Source organism: Allobosea sp., from assembly GCF_017308015.1.
Classification (GTDB): Bacteria; Pseudomonadota; Alphaproteobacteria; order Rhizobiales; family Beijerinckiaceae; genus Allobosea.
Genome location: NZ_JAFKFW010000014.1, coordinates 25820 through 42561, shown reverse-complemented (window position 1 = coordinate 42561; position 16742 = coordinate 25820). Strand labels below are relative to the sequence as shown.

General features: G+C 66.3%; 18 protein-coding genes and 2 tRNA genes. 12 read left to right on the top strand and 8 right to left on the bottom strand.

Features of this window, described 5'->3' with window-relative positions; all coding sequences use genetic code 11:
* Positions 1-8: 8 nt before the first annotated feature.
* Positions 9-812 (bottom strand): molybdate ABC transporter substrate-binding protein, encoded by an 804-nt coding sequence (gene modA / locus J0I42_RS13075; protein WP_291655323.1) that lies wholly within the window; start codon positions 810-812, stop codon positions 9-11.
* Positions 813-929: 117 nt separating this feature from the next.
* On the opposite strand from modA, the gene J0I42_RS13070 reads away from it, so the two are divergent.
* Positions 930-1136, top strand: coding sequence for a TOBE domain-containing protein (locus J0I42_RS13070; RefSeq protein WP_061967953.1), 207 nt, complete (start codon positions 930-932; stop codon positions 1134-1136).
* A 15-nt stretch (positions 1137-1151) separates the two neighbouring features.
* The gene (gene tsaA, locus J0I42_RS13065; protein WP_291655321.1) at positions 1152-1643 is read left to right on the top strand and encodes a tRNA (N6-threonylcarbamoyladenosine(37)-N6)-methyltransferase TrmO; all 492 of its coding nucleotides are present in this window, start codon (positions 1152-1154) and stop codon (positions 1641-1643) included.
* A gap of 12 nt (positions 1644-1655) precedes the next feature.
* On the opposite strand, the gene J0I42_RS13060 is transcribed toward tsaA, so the two are convergent.
* The 3 genes from J0I42_RS13060 to J0I42_RS13050 all read right to left on the bottom strand — a co-directional run bounded on the left by J0I42_RS13060 (position 1656) and on the right by J0I42_RS13050 (position 3877).
* On the bottom strand, positions 1656-2177 hold the full coding sequence (locus J0I42_RS13060; protein ID WP_291655320.1) for a cupin domain-containing protein: 522 nt from the start codon (positions 2175-2177) through the stop codon (positions 1656-1658).
* A 91-nt stretch (positions 2178-2268) separates the two neighbouring features.
* Positions 2269-3126 (bottom strand): 3-mercaptopyruvate sulfurtransferase, encoded by an 858-nt coding sequence (sseA, locus tag J0I42_RS13055; RefSeq protein WP_291655319.1) that lies wholly within the window; start codon positions 3124-3126, stop codon positions 2269-2271.
* Between the two features lie 34 nt (positions 3127-3160).
* On the bottom strand, positions 3161-3877 hold the full coding sequence (locus J0I42_RS13050; protein ID WP_291655318.1) for an alanyl-tRNA editing protein: 717 nt from the start codon (positions 3875-3877) through the stop codon (positions 3161-3163).
* Between the two features lie 167 nt (positions 3878-4044).
* Here J0I42_RS13050 and J0I42_RS13045 point away from each other — a divergent pair, with 167 nt between their 5' ends.
* Positions 4045-4827, top strand: a complete 783-nt coding sequence (locus J0I42_RS13045) for an SDR family NAD(P)-dependent oxidoreductase (protein WP_291655317.1) — start codon at positions 4045-4047, stop codon at positions 4825-4827.
* A 5-nt stretch (positions 4828-4832) separates the two neighbouring features.
* On the opposite strand, the gene J0I42_RS13040 is transcribed toward J0I42_RS13045, so the two are convergent.
* Positions 4833-6287 (bottom strand): cryptochrome/photolyase family protein, encoded by a 1455-nt coding sequence (locus J0I42_RS13040; protein WP_291655315.1) that lies wholly within the window; start codon positions 6285-6287, stop codon positions 4833-4835.
* A 371-nt stretch (positions 6288-6658) separates the two neighbouring features.
* On the opposite strand from J0I42_RS13040, the gene J0I42_RS13035 reads away from it, so the two are divergent.
* Together J0I42_RS13035 and J0I42_RS13030 are read left to right on the top strand one after the other, a co-directional pair.
* A complete protein-coding gene (locus J0I42_RS13035) occupies positions 6659-6952 on the top strand; it encodes a hypothetical protein (protein ID WP_291655314.1) in 294 nt (97 codons plus the stop codon).
* A 20-nt stretch (positions 6953-6972) separates the two neighbouring features.
* The gene (locus J0I42_RS13030) at positions 6973-7176 is read left to right on the top strand and encodes a hypothetical protein (RefSeq protein WP_291655312.1); all 204 of its coding nucleotides are present in this window, start codon (positions 6973-6975) and stop codon (positions 7174-7176) included.
* 260 nt (positions 7177-7436) lie between these two features.
* Here J0I42_RS13030 and J0I42_RS13025 read toward each other — a convergent pair.
* Positions 7437-7510: transfer RNA gene (locus J0I42_RS13025), tRNA-Cys, on the bottom strand.
* 168 nt (positions 7511-7678) lie between these two features.
* Here J0I42_RS13025 and J0I42_RS13020 point away from each other — a divergent pair.
* The 4 genes from J0I42_RS13020 (at position 7679) to J0I42_RS13005 (ending at position 10993) form a co-directional block, all read left to right on the top strand.
* A tRNA-Asn gene (locus J0I42_RS13020) sits at positions 7679-7753 on the top strand.
* A 193-nt stretch (positions 7754-7946) separates the two neighbouring features.
* Positions 7947-8588 (top strand): protein-L-isoaspartate O-methyltransferase family protein, encoded by a 642-nt coding sequence (locus J0I42_RS13015; RefSeq protein ID WP_291655310.1) that lies wholly within the window; start codon positions 7947-7949, stop codon positions 8586-8588.
* Positions 8589-8747: 159 nt separating this feature from the next.
* A complete protein-coding gene (locus J0I42_RS13010) occupies positions 8748-10163 on the top strand; it encodes a TolC family outer membrane protein (protein ID WP_291655308.1) in 1416 nt (471 codons plus the stop codon).
* 233 nt (positions 10164-10396) lie between these two features.
* Positions 10397-10993, top strand: coding sequence for a PopZ family protein (locus tag J0I42_RS13005; RefSeq protein ID WP_291655306.1), 597 nt, complete (start codon positions 10397-10399; stop codon positions 10991-10993).
* Between the two features lie 65 nt (positions 10994-11058).
* Here J0I42_RS13005 and J0I42_RS13000 read toward each other — a convergent pair whose 3' ends face one another.
* Positions 11059-11289: a hypothetical protein gene (locus J0I42_RS13000; protein ID WP_291655304.1), complete on the bottom strand. Its 231-nt coding sequence runs from the start codon at positions 11287-11289 to the stop codon at positions 11059-11061.
* A 26-nt stretch (positions 11290-11315) separates the two neighbouring features.
* Positions 11316-11801: a pyridoxamine 5'-phosphate oxidase family protein gene (locus tag J0I42_RS12995; RefSeq protein ID WP_291655302.1), complete on the bottom strand. Its 486-nt coding sequence runs from the start codon at positions 11799-11801 to the stop codon at positions 11316-11318.
* A gap of 182 nt (positions 11802-11983) precedes the next feature.
* Here J0I42_RS12995 and dps point away from each other — a divergent pair, with 182 nt between their 5' ends.
* The 3 genes from dps to J0I42_RS12980 all read left to right on the top strand — a co-directional run bounded on the left by dps (position 11984) and on the right by J0I42_RS12980 (position 16365).
* Complete coding sequence (gene dps / locus J0I42_RS12990; RefSeq protein ID WP_291655300.1) at positions 11984-12523, top strand: DNA starvation/stationary phase protection protein Dps; 540 nt, start codon at positions 11984-11986, stop codon at positions 12521-12523.
* 139 nt (positions 12524-12662) lie between these two features.
* Entirely contained in the window at positions 12663-15482 is a 2820-nt protein-coding gene (locus J0I42_RS12985) for a valine--tRNA ligase (RefSeq protein WP_291655299.1), read from the top strand.
* A gap of 301 nt (positions 15483-15783) precedes the next feature.
* Positions 15784-16365, top strand: coding sequence for a YqaA family protein (locus tag J0I42_RS12980; protein WP_291655298.1), 582 nt, complete (start codon positions 15784-15786; stop codon positions 16363-16365).
* The last annotated feature ends 377 nt before the right edge of the window (positions 16366-16742 follow it).

Here is a 16742-nt window from a genome sequence, read left to right as displayed (position 1 = left end):
AGCGGCGATCACGAAGAGCTGGCAGCCTTGTTCAGAACCGTGAAGCCTTGCTTCTCGAAGACGGGCCGGGCAGCGGCGCTGCGCAGATAGGTCAGGAAGGCCTGCGCGTCGGGATTGGCCGAGTCCTTGGTGACGGCGACCGGATAGACGATCGGCGGGTGCGAATCCTCGGGGAAGGTCGCGACGACCTTGACCTGCGGGTCGGCGGCGGCGTCGGTCGCGTAGACGATGCCGAGCGGGGCCTCGCCGCGCGAGACCAGCAGCAGCGCGGCGCGGACATTATCGGCCTGCGCGATCTTGTCCTTCACCTTGTCCCAGGCGCCGAGCTTCTCCAGCGCGGCCTTGCCGTATTTGCCGGCCGGGACGGAATCGACATTGCCCATGGCGAGGCGCCCGGCGCCAACGGCGCCCGCGACATCGGCGCCGGGCTTCAGGTCGAGCTTGGCGGTCGAATCCTTGCCGGCGACCAGCACGATGCGGTTGGCGAGCAGGCTGACGCGGGTATCGGGCCTGATCAGGTTCTTACCTGCCGCATAGTCCATCCAGTCGAGATCGGCCGAGACGAAGAGGTCGGCCGGTGCGCCGTTTTCGAGCTGCTTCGCCAGCGTGTTGCTGGCGGCATAAGAGATCTTCGGAGCGGGCTTGCCGCTCTCCTTCACCCAGTTGGCGGCAGCCTCGTCCAGCGCGTTCTTCATGCTGGCGGCGGCGAAGATGACGAGATCCTTGGTCTGCGCCTGCGCGGCGTCGAAGGCCGGGGCGAAGCTCACGGCAAGGGCCAGGCCCATGCCCAGCAGGGTGCGGCGTTTCAACATGCTGTTCCTCGCTCGAATTTCTCGTTGTATATCGTCGGATATAACGATGGTTGCCGCGCGCCCCGATCCAAGTCAAGGCGCGGCGGCGGTCGTGTTGTCGCAAGGAGAGGACGAGCCATGAAGATCAGCGCCCGCAACCAGCTCAAAGGCAGGATCGTCGAGATCACCAAGGGCGCAACGACGGCCCATGTCCGCATCGATATCGGCGGCGCGATCGTGACCTCCTCGATCACCAATGCCGCGGTGGACGATCTCGGACTCACCGTCGGCAAGGAGGCCTATGCCGTCGTGAAGGCCTCCGACGTCATGATCGCGATCGATTGACGAGGGGCGGCAGACATGGTCCGCGAGAACGAGATTCGTGAGAAGGAGGTCGCCGTCGCGCCGCCGCAGGCGACCGATGCCGGCCTCGTCTTCATCGGCACCATCCGCACGCCCTGGACCTCGCGGCTGGTCTGTCCGCGCCAGGGCAGGGCGGACGGGCCGATCTGCCGCATCGAACTGTTCCCGCCCTGGGACGAGGCGCTGGAGGGCATCGATCGCTTCGAGCGATTGGAGGTGCTCTACTGGCTGCACCAGTCGCGTCGCGATCTCGTCCGTCAGAGCCCTGCCAATAACGGCGAGGTCCACGGCACGTTCGCGCTGCGCACGCCGGTGAGGCCGAATCCGATCGGCACCTCGATCGCGACCCTGGTGGAGCGGAAAGGGCGGGTTCTTCTGGTCCGCGGTCTCGATTGCCTCGACGAAACGCCGCTGCTCGATATCAAGCCGGACCGGACGCTGTTCACGCCGATCGCCCCGCCGCAGCCCGGCGATTTCGAGACCGGGTAAGGCGACGCGCGCTTACCCGTGCGGGTGCTTGTGGATCGGGTCGACCCAGTAGACCTCTTCCGGCTTCTCGACCGGATCGACATCGGTGATGTTGACCACCACGGCCTCGTTGTCCGAGCGCACCAGCACGCATTGCAGCGGGTTGTCGGGATCGGCGTTGATCTCCTGATGCGGCACGAAGGGCGGCACATAGATGAAGTCGCCCGGTCCGGCTTCGGCGACGAATTCAAGCCGCTCGCCCCAGCGCATCCGTGCCTTGCCGCTCACCACATAGATCACGCTTTCGAGCTCGCCGTGATGATGCACGCCGGTTTTGGCATTGGGCTCGATCGCGACCGTGCCGGCCCAGATCTTCTGGGCGCCGACACGGGCATGGTTGATCGCCGCCTGCCGGAACATGCCCGGCGTCTGCGCCGTGTTGGGGTCGAGCTTGTCGCCTGAGATGACGCGTACGCCGTCATGCTTCCAGCGCGGCTCATCGCCATGGCTGTGGTCGTGGGGGTGGTCGTGATCGTGGGAATGATCATGGCTCATGGCAGTCTCCCGCTCGAAATCCCGCAGCCCTCATCCTTCGAGGCGCCGCCTTGCGGCTCCTCAGGATGAGCGCTCCGGATGCTCGAGGCAATCAACCCTTCTTTGCCGGTCCGGTCGCGATCGGCCGCGCGCTGGCGCCCCATTCGGCCCAGGAGCCGTCATAAAGCGCGCGAGCCGGCTTCCCGATCGTCTCGAGCGCCGTCGCGAGGATCGCGGCCGTGACGCCGGAGCCGCAACTCGTGATCAAGGGCCGGTTGAGATCGGCGCCGGCCTCGGCGAAAGCGGCTGCGATGGCGGCGCTATCCTTCAGGCTGCCATCGGCGACGAGCGCGGTGGCCGGCACGTTGATGGCACCGGGCATATGGCCGGAGCGGACGCCCGGGCGCGGCTCGGCCGCCTCGCCGCGGAAGCGATCGGCCGGGCGGGCATCGACCACCTGGGCATTGCCGGCGGAAAGGGCTTTCGCGACGTCGTCGGCGCCGGCAACGGCGGAGTGGTCGAGCCGGGCGGTGAAGCTGCGGGTGGCACGGGCGCGCGGCGGGCCGTGCTCGATCGGCCGGCTCTCGCGCTCCCATTTCGGGAAACCGCCTTCGAGAATGACGACATCCTTGGCGCCGAAGGTGCGGAAGGTCCAGCGCACGCGCGGCGCCGAGAACAGGCCGAGCCCGTCATAGACGACGATGCGCATGCCGTCGCCGATGCCCATGGCGCCGACGGCCGCCGCGAAGACGTCCGGCCGCGGCAGCATATGCGGCAGGTCGGAGGCTGTGTCCTTCACGGCGTCGATATCGAAATGCACGGCCCCGGGAATGCGGCGCTCGGCGAATTCGGCATGCGGATCGCGGCCATGGGCCGGCAGGTACCAGGAGGCATCCACGACGATGACATCCGGCGCATTCAGGCGCTCGGCCAGCCATTCGGTCGAAACGAAGACGTCTTCACGGGCCATAGGCGTATCCTCTGGGCACTTGGCTTTAATGTTCTCAGGCGAGCGCGACCCGGACGCGCCGGTTCTGCTTGCCCTTCTTCTCGATATCGGTGACCAGGACCGCGCCGATCTCGGCGGTGTTGCGGACATGGGTGCCGCCGCAGGGCTGCAGGTCGATATCGCCGATGGCAACGAGCCGGACGCGGCCCGAGCCGCGCGGCGGCTTCACCGACATCGTCTTGACGAGGCCCGGATTGGCGTCGAGCTCCTCGTCGGTGATCCAGCGCTCGGTGACGTCGGCGTTGCGGGCGACCAGCGCGTTGAGATTCTCGGCAATCTCGGCCTTGTCGAGCCCGCCTTCCGGGATGTCGAAATCGAGCCGCCCGTCGCCGTCGCCGATCGAGCCACCCGTGACCGGGAAGGCGAGCACGACGCTGAGCAGATGCAGGGCGGTATGGATGCGCATGCGCTTGAAGCGACGCTCCCAGTCCAGCACGGCAGTGATCGACTCCCCCGGGGCCGGCAAAGCCTGGCCCTCGGCGGGAACATGGATGACCCGGCTCTTGTCCTCTGGATCGTAGATCGTCGTGGCGATGACGATCTCGCTGCCATCGGCGCGGCGCAGATGACCGGCATCGCCCGGCTGGCCGCCGCCGGTCGCGTAGAAATTCGTACGGTCGAGAATGATGCCGCCGCGCTCGTTCACGGCTTCGACCGTGGCGGGCGTTTCCTTGAGATAGGCATCCTGGCGGAAGAGCAGTTCGGTCGGCATGATCTCGTATCTCGCAAGGGGCGCGGAAGCGCCTTCGCTGCGCAGACTGCACCGATTGCGGTGCAGGTGCCACCTCGCTGGCGGGATAGCGGGGATGATTTCGGTCGCATGGCTTCCTGCCGGACGATTCCGTGCCTAGATGACTGTCCCGCCAACCCGGAGCCGCCATGGCCTTGCCCCGCATGAAGCCGCAGGACGGTGTCGCCTGGATCACCGGTGCCAGCTCCGGCATCGGAGCCGCGGTCGCGCTCGAACTGGCCGCCCGGGGCTGGACGGTGGCGGTCACGGCCCGTCGGCTGGAGGCTCTGGAGCGCCTCGCACGCGGTGCCGAAAATCTGCCGGGCCGCATCGTCGCCCATGCCGGCGACGTGACCGACGCGCAAGGGATGCGGGACGTCACCGACGCGATCGAGAGCATCCACGGACCGATTGCTCTGGCTTTCCTCAATGCCGGCATCGCCTCCGGCCAAGGCAGGGCGATCGATGCGGAGACCGTCGAGAAGGTCGTGGGGGTCAATCTGCTCGGCGTCGCCAAGAGCTTTTTCGCCGTGCAGCCCCGCATGAACGCGCGCGGCGCCGGGCAGATCGCGGTCAATGCCTCGCTCGTCGGCTATCGCGGCCTGCCGGGCGCGGCCGCCTATGGCGCGGCCAAGGCCGGCGCGATCTATTTCTGCGAATCGATGCGCTTCGATTGCGAGGCCGCCGGCATCCGCCTGCAACTGGTCAATCCCGGCTTCATCGAGACGCCGATGACGGAAGGCCGCCGCTTCCCGATGCCGTTCCTGCTGACGGTGGAGGAGGGGGCAAGGCGAATCGTCGACGGCTTCGAGCGCGGCGGTTTCGAGATCACTGTGCCGCGCCGTCTCGCCTGGATCCTGAAGGTCGCGCGCCTTCTGCCCTATCCGGTTTATTTCGCGCTGATGTCCCGCTTCGCCGAGCGCAGCGGCTGAACCGCTCAGCCACTGCGGATCGTCGCGAAGGCGTCGAGGGCACGCTGCCGACCGAAAGCGAGGTCTATGAGCGGGGCGGGGTAGGTCTCGCCGATTCGCACGCCCGCCGCGCCGAGCGCGTTTTCGGACGCCTTCCAGGGCTGGTGGATATCCTTGTCGGAAAGCCCGGCCAGTTCCGGCACCCATTGGCGGACGTAAGCGCCCCCGGGATCGTGGGTTTCACCCTGCGTCACCGGGTTGAAGATGCGGAAATAGGGCGAGGCATCGGCGCCCGAGCCCGCGACCCATTGCCAGCTCGCCGCATTGTTGGCGGCGTCGGCATCGACCAGCGTGTCCCAGAACCAGGCTTCGCCCGCGCGCCAGTCCTGCAGCAGATGCTTGATCAGGAAGGAGGCGACGACCATCCGCACGCGGTTATGCATCCAGCCGGTCGTCCAGAGTTCGCGCATGCCGGCATCGACGAGCGGGATGCCGGCCTGTCCGCGCTGCCAGCGACGGAGCGCCTTGTCGTCGGGCCGCCAGGGAAAGGCATCGAAGCGCGAATCGTAATTGCGGGTCGCTAGCGCAGCATTGTGGAAGAGGAGGTGGTGGGAGAACTCGCGCCAGCCGATTTCCGAGAGGAATTTTTCGGCGTCGCGCTCCGATCCGGCGGCTTCCCCGGTCGCGCGGGCGTGCTGGAGGCCGTGCCAGACCTGGCGCGGGCCGATCTCGCCGAAATGCAGATGCGGCGAGAGACGGGATGTTGCGGCCCGGTCCGGCCGGTCGCGCGCCTCCGCATAGCCGGCAAGGCCGCTGCCGATGAAATTGTAAAGCCGTTCGGCAGCACCAGCCTCGCCTGGCATCCAGGCCGCGCGCAGGCCGCCGGCCCAGTCGGGCTTCGTCGGCTCCAGCCCAAGCTCGCCGAGCGATACCGTGAATGACGTCAACGAAGCGGGCAGGGGCAGGGCAGGGATTCGCTCCGGAGCGGGAATCGGAGACGCTGGATCGCCTTTCAGCCGTGCCGCCCGCCAATAGGGGGTGAACACTTTCATCGGCTGCCCGGTCGTAGTGGTCACCTGCCATGGCTCGTTCAGGAGATGACTGTTGAAGGTACGGACATCGGTTCCACCTCCGGTCAGCTCCTCCTTGAGCTTGCGGTCGAGCGCGATTTCCGCCGCCCCGTAGCGGCGATTCCAGGTGAGGAGCGTGATGCCGGCCGCTGCCGCGACGCGCGGCAGCAGTGCACCCGGATCGCCCTCCATCAGCACGAGCTGTCCGCCCTTCGCCGCGAGCGCTTCGCCGAGCGCGTCGAGCGAGCGCGACAGCCACCAGCGCGAGGCCCCGCCGATCGGACGCCGGCCGGAACCGCGATCGAGGATATAGAGGCATAAGGTCGGCCCGGCTTCGGCCGCGGCGGCGAGCGCCGGGTTGTCAGCCAACCTCAGGTCGTTGCGGAACCAGTGCAGGGCGCGTTCTGTCATGATCTCTCCCAGCCGCGATCCGCACAGATCGCAATCCCCGATCAACGCGGCTGGGCCGGATCGGTCTCGGAGAGAAGCGGGGTTTTTGCAAGGCGCTGCCCGGCCCTCCCGACGAGGGAGTTTCTTGCCGAATCTGTTTTCGCCGGGTCAAACGTCCAGAGGCAGATGCAGAAAATCGGCGATCAGCCAGGACACGCCTGCCGTTCCGGTCATGAGGACCGCTATCAGAATGGCTTCGACCATGACGCTACTCCGCCCCGAGCGGGCAGGCGTCACTAACTAGAATTTTAACGATCTGTAAACGAAATCCTTAAGGCGAATCACAGCCTGAACGATGGCTCCAGATGGACGGCTGTTGAAAGATGAATGCATTGGAGGAGGCCGGGCTCGATCTCGAGCTCGGAGAGATGGGCCGGAGGCTGGACACCCTGTTCGCTTCGCGCCGCCCGCGAACCCGGCAAGACCGCAATCCCGCGGGCTTCGAGGTTTCGGCCACCCAGGCCGGCTCCGGCCGTCTGCATGTGGTGCTGGACGCGAATCTCCCGGAAGCCGTCGGTCGAACGATTCTCTCGCTGGCGATCAAGCACGGAGCGGGGCCCCCGCGCAGCGAGGGCGTCCGGGAAGCCTCGCCGGCTTCAACCACCGACCTTGCTCGAAAAGGCTGACGACTTCACGAAAAGCGGCAATGGCGGCGCCAATCGTCAACGGTCGGGAACCCGGAGGCTGCTCGGGCGTCCCTTTGATGATGACAAACCGGAAAAAACCGCCGCTGGATTTCTGGCTCTGGCTGGCCGTCATCGGCCTGACGACGATCGTCATCGTGTCGTCTCTGACATTCCCCGAGCGGGTCGCGCCGGACGTGTTTGTGCCCCGTGCTACGGTGCATTGAAGGGCTGAGGCGGTGGATCGGCCCGAAAGGGCGGGCCGGAACGAGAGAGCCCCACCGGTTGTGCCGATGGGGCTCGTCTGGGCTTCGAAGCCCTCGCCCGGCCGGCCGCCGCCGCCGGGCACTACCCTAAAATCCGCAGGGAGAACATCGCGCGGGACAATTGGTTCCGCGAACGAAATTGTCCCGCCGGAAAAGGCGGCATCGGAAAGCCGGGGAAAATCGGGAAAAAAGCGCAAGGAAATCAGCGCTAAAAAGTCTGTTGGAGGCCTCGCCCGGAATCGAACCGGGGTGCAAGGATTTGCAGTCCTCTGCGTAACCACTCCGCCACGAGGCCTTCCTGCGAAAACGGTCATGCCGCTTCAGCGAGAGCGCAATAACCACAAGCCGCGCCGCACCGCAACCCGGCATCGCATCTTCCACAGCGACGACGATAAATCTGCCTGGCAGGCTCGCAGGGGGCTTGCACTATCCGGAACGCGCCGCTAAGACGCCGCCACGTTGTTCCCGGATAGCTCAGCGGTAGAGCAATCGACTGTTAATCGATTGGTCGCAGGTTCGAATCCTGCTCCGGGAGCCAGCTTCCTCCTGACATCGTCAGATCGCCTTAACCCTCGCCGGGCTATACCTGCGGCCAGGCGGCGCTTGCCTTTTGCGCGGGCGTCGAACAGAAAGCTGCCGAAGAACGGCGCGATCGCTGCACCGGTTCGCGGCGGCTTCCAGATCGTCAGCCGCGCGTTGCAGCACCGACGTCGTGGACGGAGAGTTCGGTCATGGACGATTTCACCTCGCTGCGGCGCAATATGGTCGACTGCCAGCTGCGCACCTACGACATCACCGATCGGGCTGCGCTGGCGGCTGCGGATTCGGTGCCGCGCGAAGCCTTCGTGCCCGCGGACCTGTCCCATCTCGCCTATCTCGACCAGTCGATCGCACTGCCGGGCACCGGTCGCGCGCTGATGACCCCGATGGTCGCGGTGCGGATGATCCAGGTGCTCGACCCGCAGCCGGGCGAGGATGTGCTCGAATATGCCGGCGGTTCGGGCTATGGCGCGGCGCTGATGGACCATATGGGCGCGAAAGCCACCCTCTGGGAGCCGGACGCGGCCGCGCGCGCACTGGCCGAGTCGGCATTGAGCCGGGCCGGAGCGCCGGGCGTGACCGTCGCCTCCACGCAGCCGGGCCCGGCCAGCTTCGATGCCATCCTCGTGAGCGGGGCTTGCGAGGTCGTGCCCGAATCGCTTTTCCCGCTGCTGCGTCCGGAAGGCCGGCTCATCGTGGTGGATGGCGTCGGTCGCGCCGCGCGGGTCAGGCTCTATCTGAAGTCGGGCGATGTCGTGTCCGGCCGGCCGGTCTTCGACGCGGCGGCGCCCGTCGTTTCGGAGTTTCGTCGTCCGGCCGCGTTCGTTTTCTAAGGCGGGCAGGTGTCGCATTTTTGCGGCACTGCGCGAGCTAAACCGTTCCGGTGCCGCCCCATCCGTTGGCGGAAGGTGCCGAAGCGGGTATGAATTGCAACTCTGCCGAGGCTGGGGCGATGCCTGGGCGCGACTTTCAGTGCGCACATGAGGCGTCCAGTGCATAAACGCGACGAGAAAATTTCCGGGCTTGCTCTCTCTGCCGCCTTCGCTCTGGCGTTGGCGGGTGGTTGGGCCGGGCCGGTTTCGGCCCAGACCATGGATGCCGCGCTCGCGCGGGCCTATTCCGCCAATCCGACACTCAATGCCCAGCGCGCCGCGGTCCGCGCCACCGACGAGAACGTGCCGCAGGCAAAGGCGGGATATCGGCCCAGGATCACGGCTTCGGCCGATATCGGCGCCAGCATCACCGAATCGGGCATTCCGGCTTTCGCCAGCAGTTCGCCGGTTCACACCAACAATGTGTCCCGCCTCGGCCCTCGCGGCGTCGGTGTGCAGGTCGATCAGAATATCTTTGACTCCGGCAAGACCCGCAGCGCCGTTGGCCAGTCCGAATCGCAGGTGCTCGGCGCCCGCGCCACCCTGCGCAATACCGAGCAGAACGTGCTGCTCGACGCTGCGACGTCCTACATGAACGTGCTGCGCGATACCGCGATTCTCAACCTCAACCGCAATAACGTCGAGGTGCTCGAAGAGCAGTTGCGCCAGACGCGCGACCGGTTTCAGGTCGGCGAAGTGACGCGCACCGACGTGGCACAGGCGGAAGCCCGCCTGTCTTCGGCCCGCTCCCAGGCGATTCTGGCCGAATCCAACCTGAAGACCTCCGTGGCGCGCTTCCGCCAGAATGTCGGCACCGAGCCGCGTTCGCTCGCCCCCGGCCGGCCGGTCGAGAAGCTGCTGCCGAAATCGCTGCCGACCGCTCTGCAGCAGGCCCTGTCGAACCATCCCGCCATCATCGCATCGTTGCATGGCGTCGATGCCGCCGAGCTCCAGGTCAAGGTCACCGAGGCCGATCTCTACCCGGTCGTCGGTGTCCGCGGCGTGGTCCAGCAGCGCTATGACAGCCAGTTCTCCGGCGACAACCGCTTCTCGGCCAGCCTCGTCGGCACGCTGACGATTCCGATCTACGAGGGCGGACAGGTCTATGCCCGCACCCGCCAGGCCAAGGAAACCGCCGGCCAGCGCCGCATCGAGGTCGACACCCAGCGCGACACCGTGCGCGCCGCCGTCGTCTCCGCCTGGGGCGGTCTGGAAGCCGCCAAGGCCCAGATCATCGCGGCTCAGGCGCAGGTCGAAGCCGCGTCCACCGCGCTCTCCGGTGTGCGCGAGGAGGCCAAGGTCGGCCAGCGTACCACGCTTGACGTGCTGAACGCTCAGCAGGAACTGGTGAGCGCCCGTTCGAGCCTCGTTGTCGCGCAGCGTGACCGCGTGGTCGCGTCCTATGCGGTCCTGTCCGCGGTCGGCAAGCTCTCCGCCCAGTCGCTCAAGCTCAAGGCCGAGATCTACGACGCCCGCCAGCATTACGAGCAGGTGCAGGGCAAGCTCTGGGGCACCCAGACGCCTGACGGCCGCTGAGCGCCAGCCTCGCCGCCTCGCGCGGCGGTGGCGATGTTTCGCTCCTCTGCGATCGAATCGGCGGCTCCAGGAACGGGCTGCCGCTTTTCCGCGCGATGCCATAGGGCAACAGGGCCGATTTCTCCTGTGGGAGAGCCGGTTGGCGCCTTGTCTGACATCGCTGCCGTGGAATACTGCGCTCTCGGAGCGGCGTTGATTCCGTCGGCGCGCCCGGGTGTCCAACGGTTAGACTCATGAGCGCGCAAGCCAAGCCCAGCGAACCGTCGATGGAGGAGATCCTCGCCTCGATTCGCCGGATCATTTCGGACGACGAGGCGAAGCCGGCCGAAGAGGCCGCGGCACCGCAGGTCGCGCCCGAACCCGAGCCCGCGCCGGTCACCGCCATCGACGATGACGTGCTCGACCTGGGAGCGGAGGCTGCTCTGGTCGCCGCGCCTGCCCCGGTTCCTCCAGCGGTGTTCGCGGAGGATTCCGATGTCGCCTTCCTCGAAGAGGAGCCCGTTGCGGTCCTGCCTCCGGAACCGTCGGCTCCTCCCGCCGCGCCGCAGCCGGCTCCCGTTCAGCCGGAACCGCTTCCGCCGCAGCCTGCCTCCGCCGCCATCCCTGACATGGCGAGCCTGTTGTCGGATCAGGCGAGCTCCGTCGTGACCCATGCCTTCGGCCAGCTTGCCTCGACCGTGCTCAGCAATAACGCGCGCACGCTGGAGGATCTGGTCAAGGACATGCTGAAGCCGATGCTCAAGACCTGGCTCGACGACAACCTCCCGACCATGGTCGAACGGCTGGTGCGCGCCGAGATCGAACGCGTTGCACGCGGTGGCCGCGGCTAGAATCCGCTGACGTCAGACAGCGCCCGCCGCTCTGGCCACCGCCGTTTCGAAAGCGAATCCGAGCTCTAGTCCTGATTGACTTTTCGGCGGCGCCGGGTCGGTGGCCGCTGTCGCTCGAAGGCACCCGCTTCCTTGAGGCGCAACAAGCCGTAACCCGCCATCGCGAGGGCTGTCGCCGGCGCACCGAGCCGCGCGACCAGCATCGTCAGCCCGACGGCGACAGGGCGGGGATAGCGGCCGGAGGCCGCCTCGACCGCGAACCAGGCCCCGAGGGCGTGGACCATGAGCTTCATCATCACAACCTGCTCTTTGCGTCGGGGTTTCAGAGGCAAACCTTGCGATTCTCGCCGAGATCCGGCTTGGCGCCCGTCAAGGCCGCGGCGGCCATCTTGACGCTGGTGACGATCTTGCCGGGGCTGTCCCAGAACTCCGCGATACTCGGCCTGACGCGGAGCACGCGGATATTCGGATCGTTCTCGTCATCCCAGAAGGCGCGGTTGCTTGCATCCCAGAGATCGTGCACACGCCGGCGGTCATCGAGCACGGTCGCCGTACCGGTTACCGAGAGGTAGCGCTGGCCGCCTGTATCGGCGAAGGCGACGCAGACATTGTCGTTGATCTGGATCTCGTCGTCCTTGTGGTGTCGGCGGTCTGTCAGGAAATAGATCGCGTCTTCCTCACGTTCCCCATGGGCGTGCATCGGGCGGGCACGCAACTCGTCGCCCTGACCGTCATGGGTCACGAGCATCGCGAACTTGATGGATTCGATGAGGTCCCAGACGCGGTTCTGGTCGCTGTGGCGAGACATGTCGCTCTCCCTGTCCTCGGCTGCGGGGTTGCTGGTCCAACGGCGCGCGGGCCCGCTGGTTCCAGCGCCAACGACCCTGATGCGAAGGGGAACCAGCCGGCATTTCGCGCGTATGACGGTAGGCGCCGCCACCATTCCCGCGCCACCGATCCGACAATCCTTTCTCGATCCGAGGTTTCGCCATGGCCAAGACCGCAGCCAAGACCGCGCCGCGCAACGCACCCAAGAGCTCGACCACGGCAAAGCTGGTCAAATCCAGCCGGGTCGACCTGACCTCGAACACCAAGACCAAGGTCATCGGGCAGCTCAACGAGCGTCTGGCCGATGGAATCGACCTGTCGCTCGTCACCAAGCAGGCGCATTGGAATCTGAAGGGGCCGGGCTTCATCGGCATCCATCTGATGCTCGACGGATTCCGCGACGAGCTCGACACCCATGTCGACACGGTCGCGGAGCGCATCGCCCAGCTCGGCGGCATCGCCTTCGGTACGGCGCAGACGACGGTGCAGTCGACCTCGCTCAAGCCCTATCCGACCGAGATCGTCTCCGTTCAGGACCATCTGGCCGCGCTGATCGAGCGCTATGCCGACACCGCCAACAAGGTGCGCGAGGCGATCGATGCCTGCGACGAGGCCGGCGATGCGGATACCGCCGACATCCTGACCGACTATTCCCGGATGCTCGACAAGTCGCTCTGGTTCCTGCAGTCGAACCTCGCCTGACGGCCGCGCAAGGCGTGCCATCTCATCGAAAACGTTGACGCGCGGCCCGTGCATGGGCTCTTAAGGGCCGAGACCTATTTGGCCCGTGATTTTTCCGGCCGGGGCAGGTTCCCCGGCCTTTCTGCGTTCGAGCGATGCGATGATGGACAAGACTTTCGAACCGGCCGCCGTCGAGGCTCGGATCAGCAAGGCCTGGGACGAGGGGCAGGCCTTCAAGGCGGGCAGGGGCGCAGCTCCCGGCGCCGAGCCCTATTGCATCGTGATCCCCCCGCCGAACGTCACCGGTTCGCTGCACATGGGCCACGCGCTCAACAACACGTTGCAGGACGTGCTCTGCCGCTTTGAGCGCCTGCGCGGCAAGGACGTGCTCTGGCAGCCCGGCACCGATCATGCCGGCATCGCGACCCAGATGGTCGTCGAGCGCAAGCTCGCCGCCGAGAACAAGACCGACCGCCGCACGATGGGCCGCGAGGCCTTCCTCGCCGAAGTCTGGAAGTGGAAGGAGGAGTCGGGCGGCACGATCGTCAACCAGCTCCGCCGCCTCGGCGCCTCCTGCGACTGGTCGCGCGAGCGCTTCACCATGGACGAGGGGCTCTCGGCCGCCGTCCTCAAGGTCTTCGTCGGCCTGCACAAGCAGGGGCTGGTCTACCGCGCCAAGCGGCTGGTGAACTGGGATCCCAAGTTCCAGACCGCGATCTCGGATCTCGAGGTCCTCCAGGTCGAGAAGACCGGCACGTTCAAATGGCAGCGCGGCGGCGAGGAAGAATTCGACGCGGCCAAGCTCGACAAGGCGCTGAGCCGCGACCCGAACGGTCATCTCTACTATTTCAACTACCCGCTCGAAGGCGCGACCTACGATGCGGACGACGCCTCGACCTTCATCACCGTCGCGACGACACGACCCGAGACAATGCTGGGCGATACCGGCGTTGCCGTTCATCCTGAGAACGAAAAGATCGGGCACCTGATCGGCCGCAAGGCCGTGCTGCCGCTGGTCGGCCGCGTCATCCCGGTCTTCGGCGACGACTATGCCGATCCCGAGAAGGGCACCGGCGCCGTCAAGATCACGCCTGCCCATGACTTCAACGATTTCGAGGTCGGCAAGCGCCACCAGCTCGACGTCGTCAACATCCTCGACGGCGAGGCGCGCATCCTGCTCGCGGGCAACGAGGATTTCCTGGCGGGCGCCAGGCCGGAAGCCGAGACGCTGGCGCTCGACGGCGCCGAACGCTTCGTCGCGCGCCGCCGCGTCGTCGAGATGATGGCCGCCCGTGGCCTCCTCGTGAAGGTCGAGCCGAACACCCATACCGTCCCGCATGGCGACCGCTCCGACGTCGTGATCGAGCCCTGGCTCACCGACCAGTGGTATGTCGACGTCAAGCCGCTGGCGCAGCGCTCGATCAAGGCGGTGCAGGACGGGCGTACCAAGTTCACGCCCGAGAACTGGACCAAGGTCTATTACGACTGGCTGGAGAATATCGAGCCCTGGTGCGTCTCGCGCCAGCTCTGGTGGGGCCACCAGATTCCGGCCTGGTACGGGCCGGACGGCGAGGTCTTCGTCGCCGAGTCGGAGGCCGAGGCGCAGACGCTCGCCATGGCGCATTACGGCGACACCGTCGCGCTGACGCGCGACGAGGACGTGCTCGACACCTGGTTCTCCTCGGCGCTCTGGCCGTTCTCGACCCTGGGCTGGCCCGAGCAGACCGCCGAACTGAAGCACTACTACCCGACGGCGACGCTGGTCACCGCCTTCGACATCATCTTCTTCTGGGTCGCCCGGATGATGATGATGGGCCTCAACTTCATGGACGAGGTGCCGTTCAAGGACGTCTACATCCACGCCATCGTTCGCGACGAGAAGGGCGCGAAGATGTCGAAGTCGAAGGGCAACGTCATCGATCCGCTGACGCTGGTCGACAAATACGGCGCCGACGCCTTGCGCTTCACGCTGTCGGCCATGGCGGCGCAGGGCCGCGACATCAAGCTCAGCACGCAGCGTGTCGAGGGCTATCGCAACTTCGCGACCAAGATCTGGAACGCCGCGCGCTTCGCCGAGCTGAACGGCTGCGCCCGTGCCGAGGGCTTCGATCCAGCCAGCGTCAAGCAGCCGCTCAACCGCTGGATCCTCAGCGAGGCGGCGCAAGCGGCCGAGGAGATCGCGGCCGGCATCCCGAGCTTCAGGTTCAACGAGGCAGCCGGCGCGGCCTACCGCTTCGTCTGGAACCAGTTCTGCGACTGGTATCTCGAACTCGCCAAGCCGGTGCTGCAGGGCGAGGGCGTCGATGCCGCGGCCCGCGCCGAGACGCAGGCGACGGTCGCCTATGTCATCGACCTGATCTGCCAGCTCCTGCACCCGTTCATGCCGTTCCTCACCGAGGAGCTCTGGTCGCAGAAGGCCGAGGCCGGTGCCCCGCGCAAGCTCGCCGTGGACGACGCCTCGTTGGTCTGCCTGACCCGCTGGCCTGATCTCTCGGCGCTCAAGGATGCTGCGGCGGAAGCCGAGATCGGCTTCGTCGTCGACCTGATCTCGGATATCCGCTCGGTCCGGTCCGAGGTGAACGTGCCGGCGGGCACGCAAGCCCCGCTCGTCCTCGTCAATGCTTCGGCGGCGACGCGGGCGACGATCGAGAACTGGCGGCCGATGATCGAGCGGCTGGCCCGCGTCTCCGATATCGCCTTTGAGGTCGCGGCACCGGCCCAGTCGGCACAGATCATCGTGCGCGGCGAGGTCGCGGCTCTGCCGCTCGCCGGCCTGATCGATCTCGATGCCGAACGCTCGCGCCTGGCCAAGGAACTCGCCAAGCTCGATCAGGACATCGCGGTCGTCGAGAAGAAGCTCGGAAACCCCGATTTCATGGCGCGCGCGCCCGAGGAGATCGTCGAGGAGAACCGCGAGCGCAAGGCCGCGGCCGAGGCCCGCAAGCTCAAGGTCGCGGAGGCTTTGGCGCGGCTGGCGTGACGCACCCGTGATCACGCGCGTCTGTGAACATGACCATCATGCTCGCCCTCGCGGCGAGCATCCACGTCTTGGGCGCCGCGTTTCATCGACGAAGACACGGATGGTCGGGGCAGCCCCGACCATGACGAAGGTTGAGTGGTTTTCCCGTCGAGGGCGACGCAATCCGGTCACGCCATCGTCGTCAAATTGACGTTGATCCAAGAGAGGACTGGAATTCTCACGCGGACCCCGCTTAGATGCGCCCGACGCAAACCCGCCATGCAGAATGCGTGGCGGCACAAGGACCGGCTGTTCAGAACCCATGCTCAAGCGAGCCTATGACTGGTGCGTTTCATACGCTTCCCATCCTGCGGCCCCGTGGCTGCTGTTCGGCATCACCTTCATCGAAAGCTCGTTCAGCCCGCTCCCGCCGATTCCGCTGCTGATCCCGATGTGCATCGCCCGGCCGGACCGGGCGTGGTTCTATGCCGGCATCTGCTCGCTCGGCGCCGTGCTCGGCGGTTATCTCGGCTATGCCATCGGCGCGCTGCTCTATGAATCGGTCGGCGCCTGGCTGATCGGCATCTACGGGCTGCAGGACAAGGCGGCCAGCCTGATCGCGACCTCGCAGGACTACTGGTTCTGGGTGCTCGTCACCAAGGGCCTGACCCCGATCCCGTTCAAGATCGTCACGATCATGTCCGGCTTCCTGCATTTCGACCTGTGGAAGTTCACCATCGGCATGGTCGTCTCGCGCGCGACCTTCTTCCTGATGATCGCGGTGGCGCTGCGCTTCTACGGCGACGACATCCGCATCTTCATCGAGAAGCATCTTCCGATGACGGCGCTGGCCCTGCTCGCGGTCATCGTCGGCGGCTTCTTCGTGCTGCCGATGGTGCTGTAGGCAGCCAGTCCGCTCTTTCCTCGGTCCCTCATCCCGAGGAGCGCCGAAGGCGCGTCTCGAAGGATATTTCAGGAAACTCCCGACCGGTCCGGAGCATCCTTCGAGACATCACATGCGCTGCTGCTCGCGATGAGAGCTCGCATCCCGTGGGCTTTCAGCCGCCGTTACGTCATCCTGCCGCTTCAAGCTTTGTGACATCGACGCAACACTCGGATGGGAACGGTGCCTGGCACCACCCGGTTCGTCGCAATCGCCGCGAAGCCGCCACAAACAAAGCCCAGCAAAACGCTGCGTTAAGTGCCTGAGATATATCGAAATCGAGGGTAACGCGCGGACCCGGGCAAGGTTCCGGACGTTTTTCAGGTTTCCAGGGACGC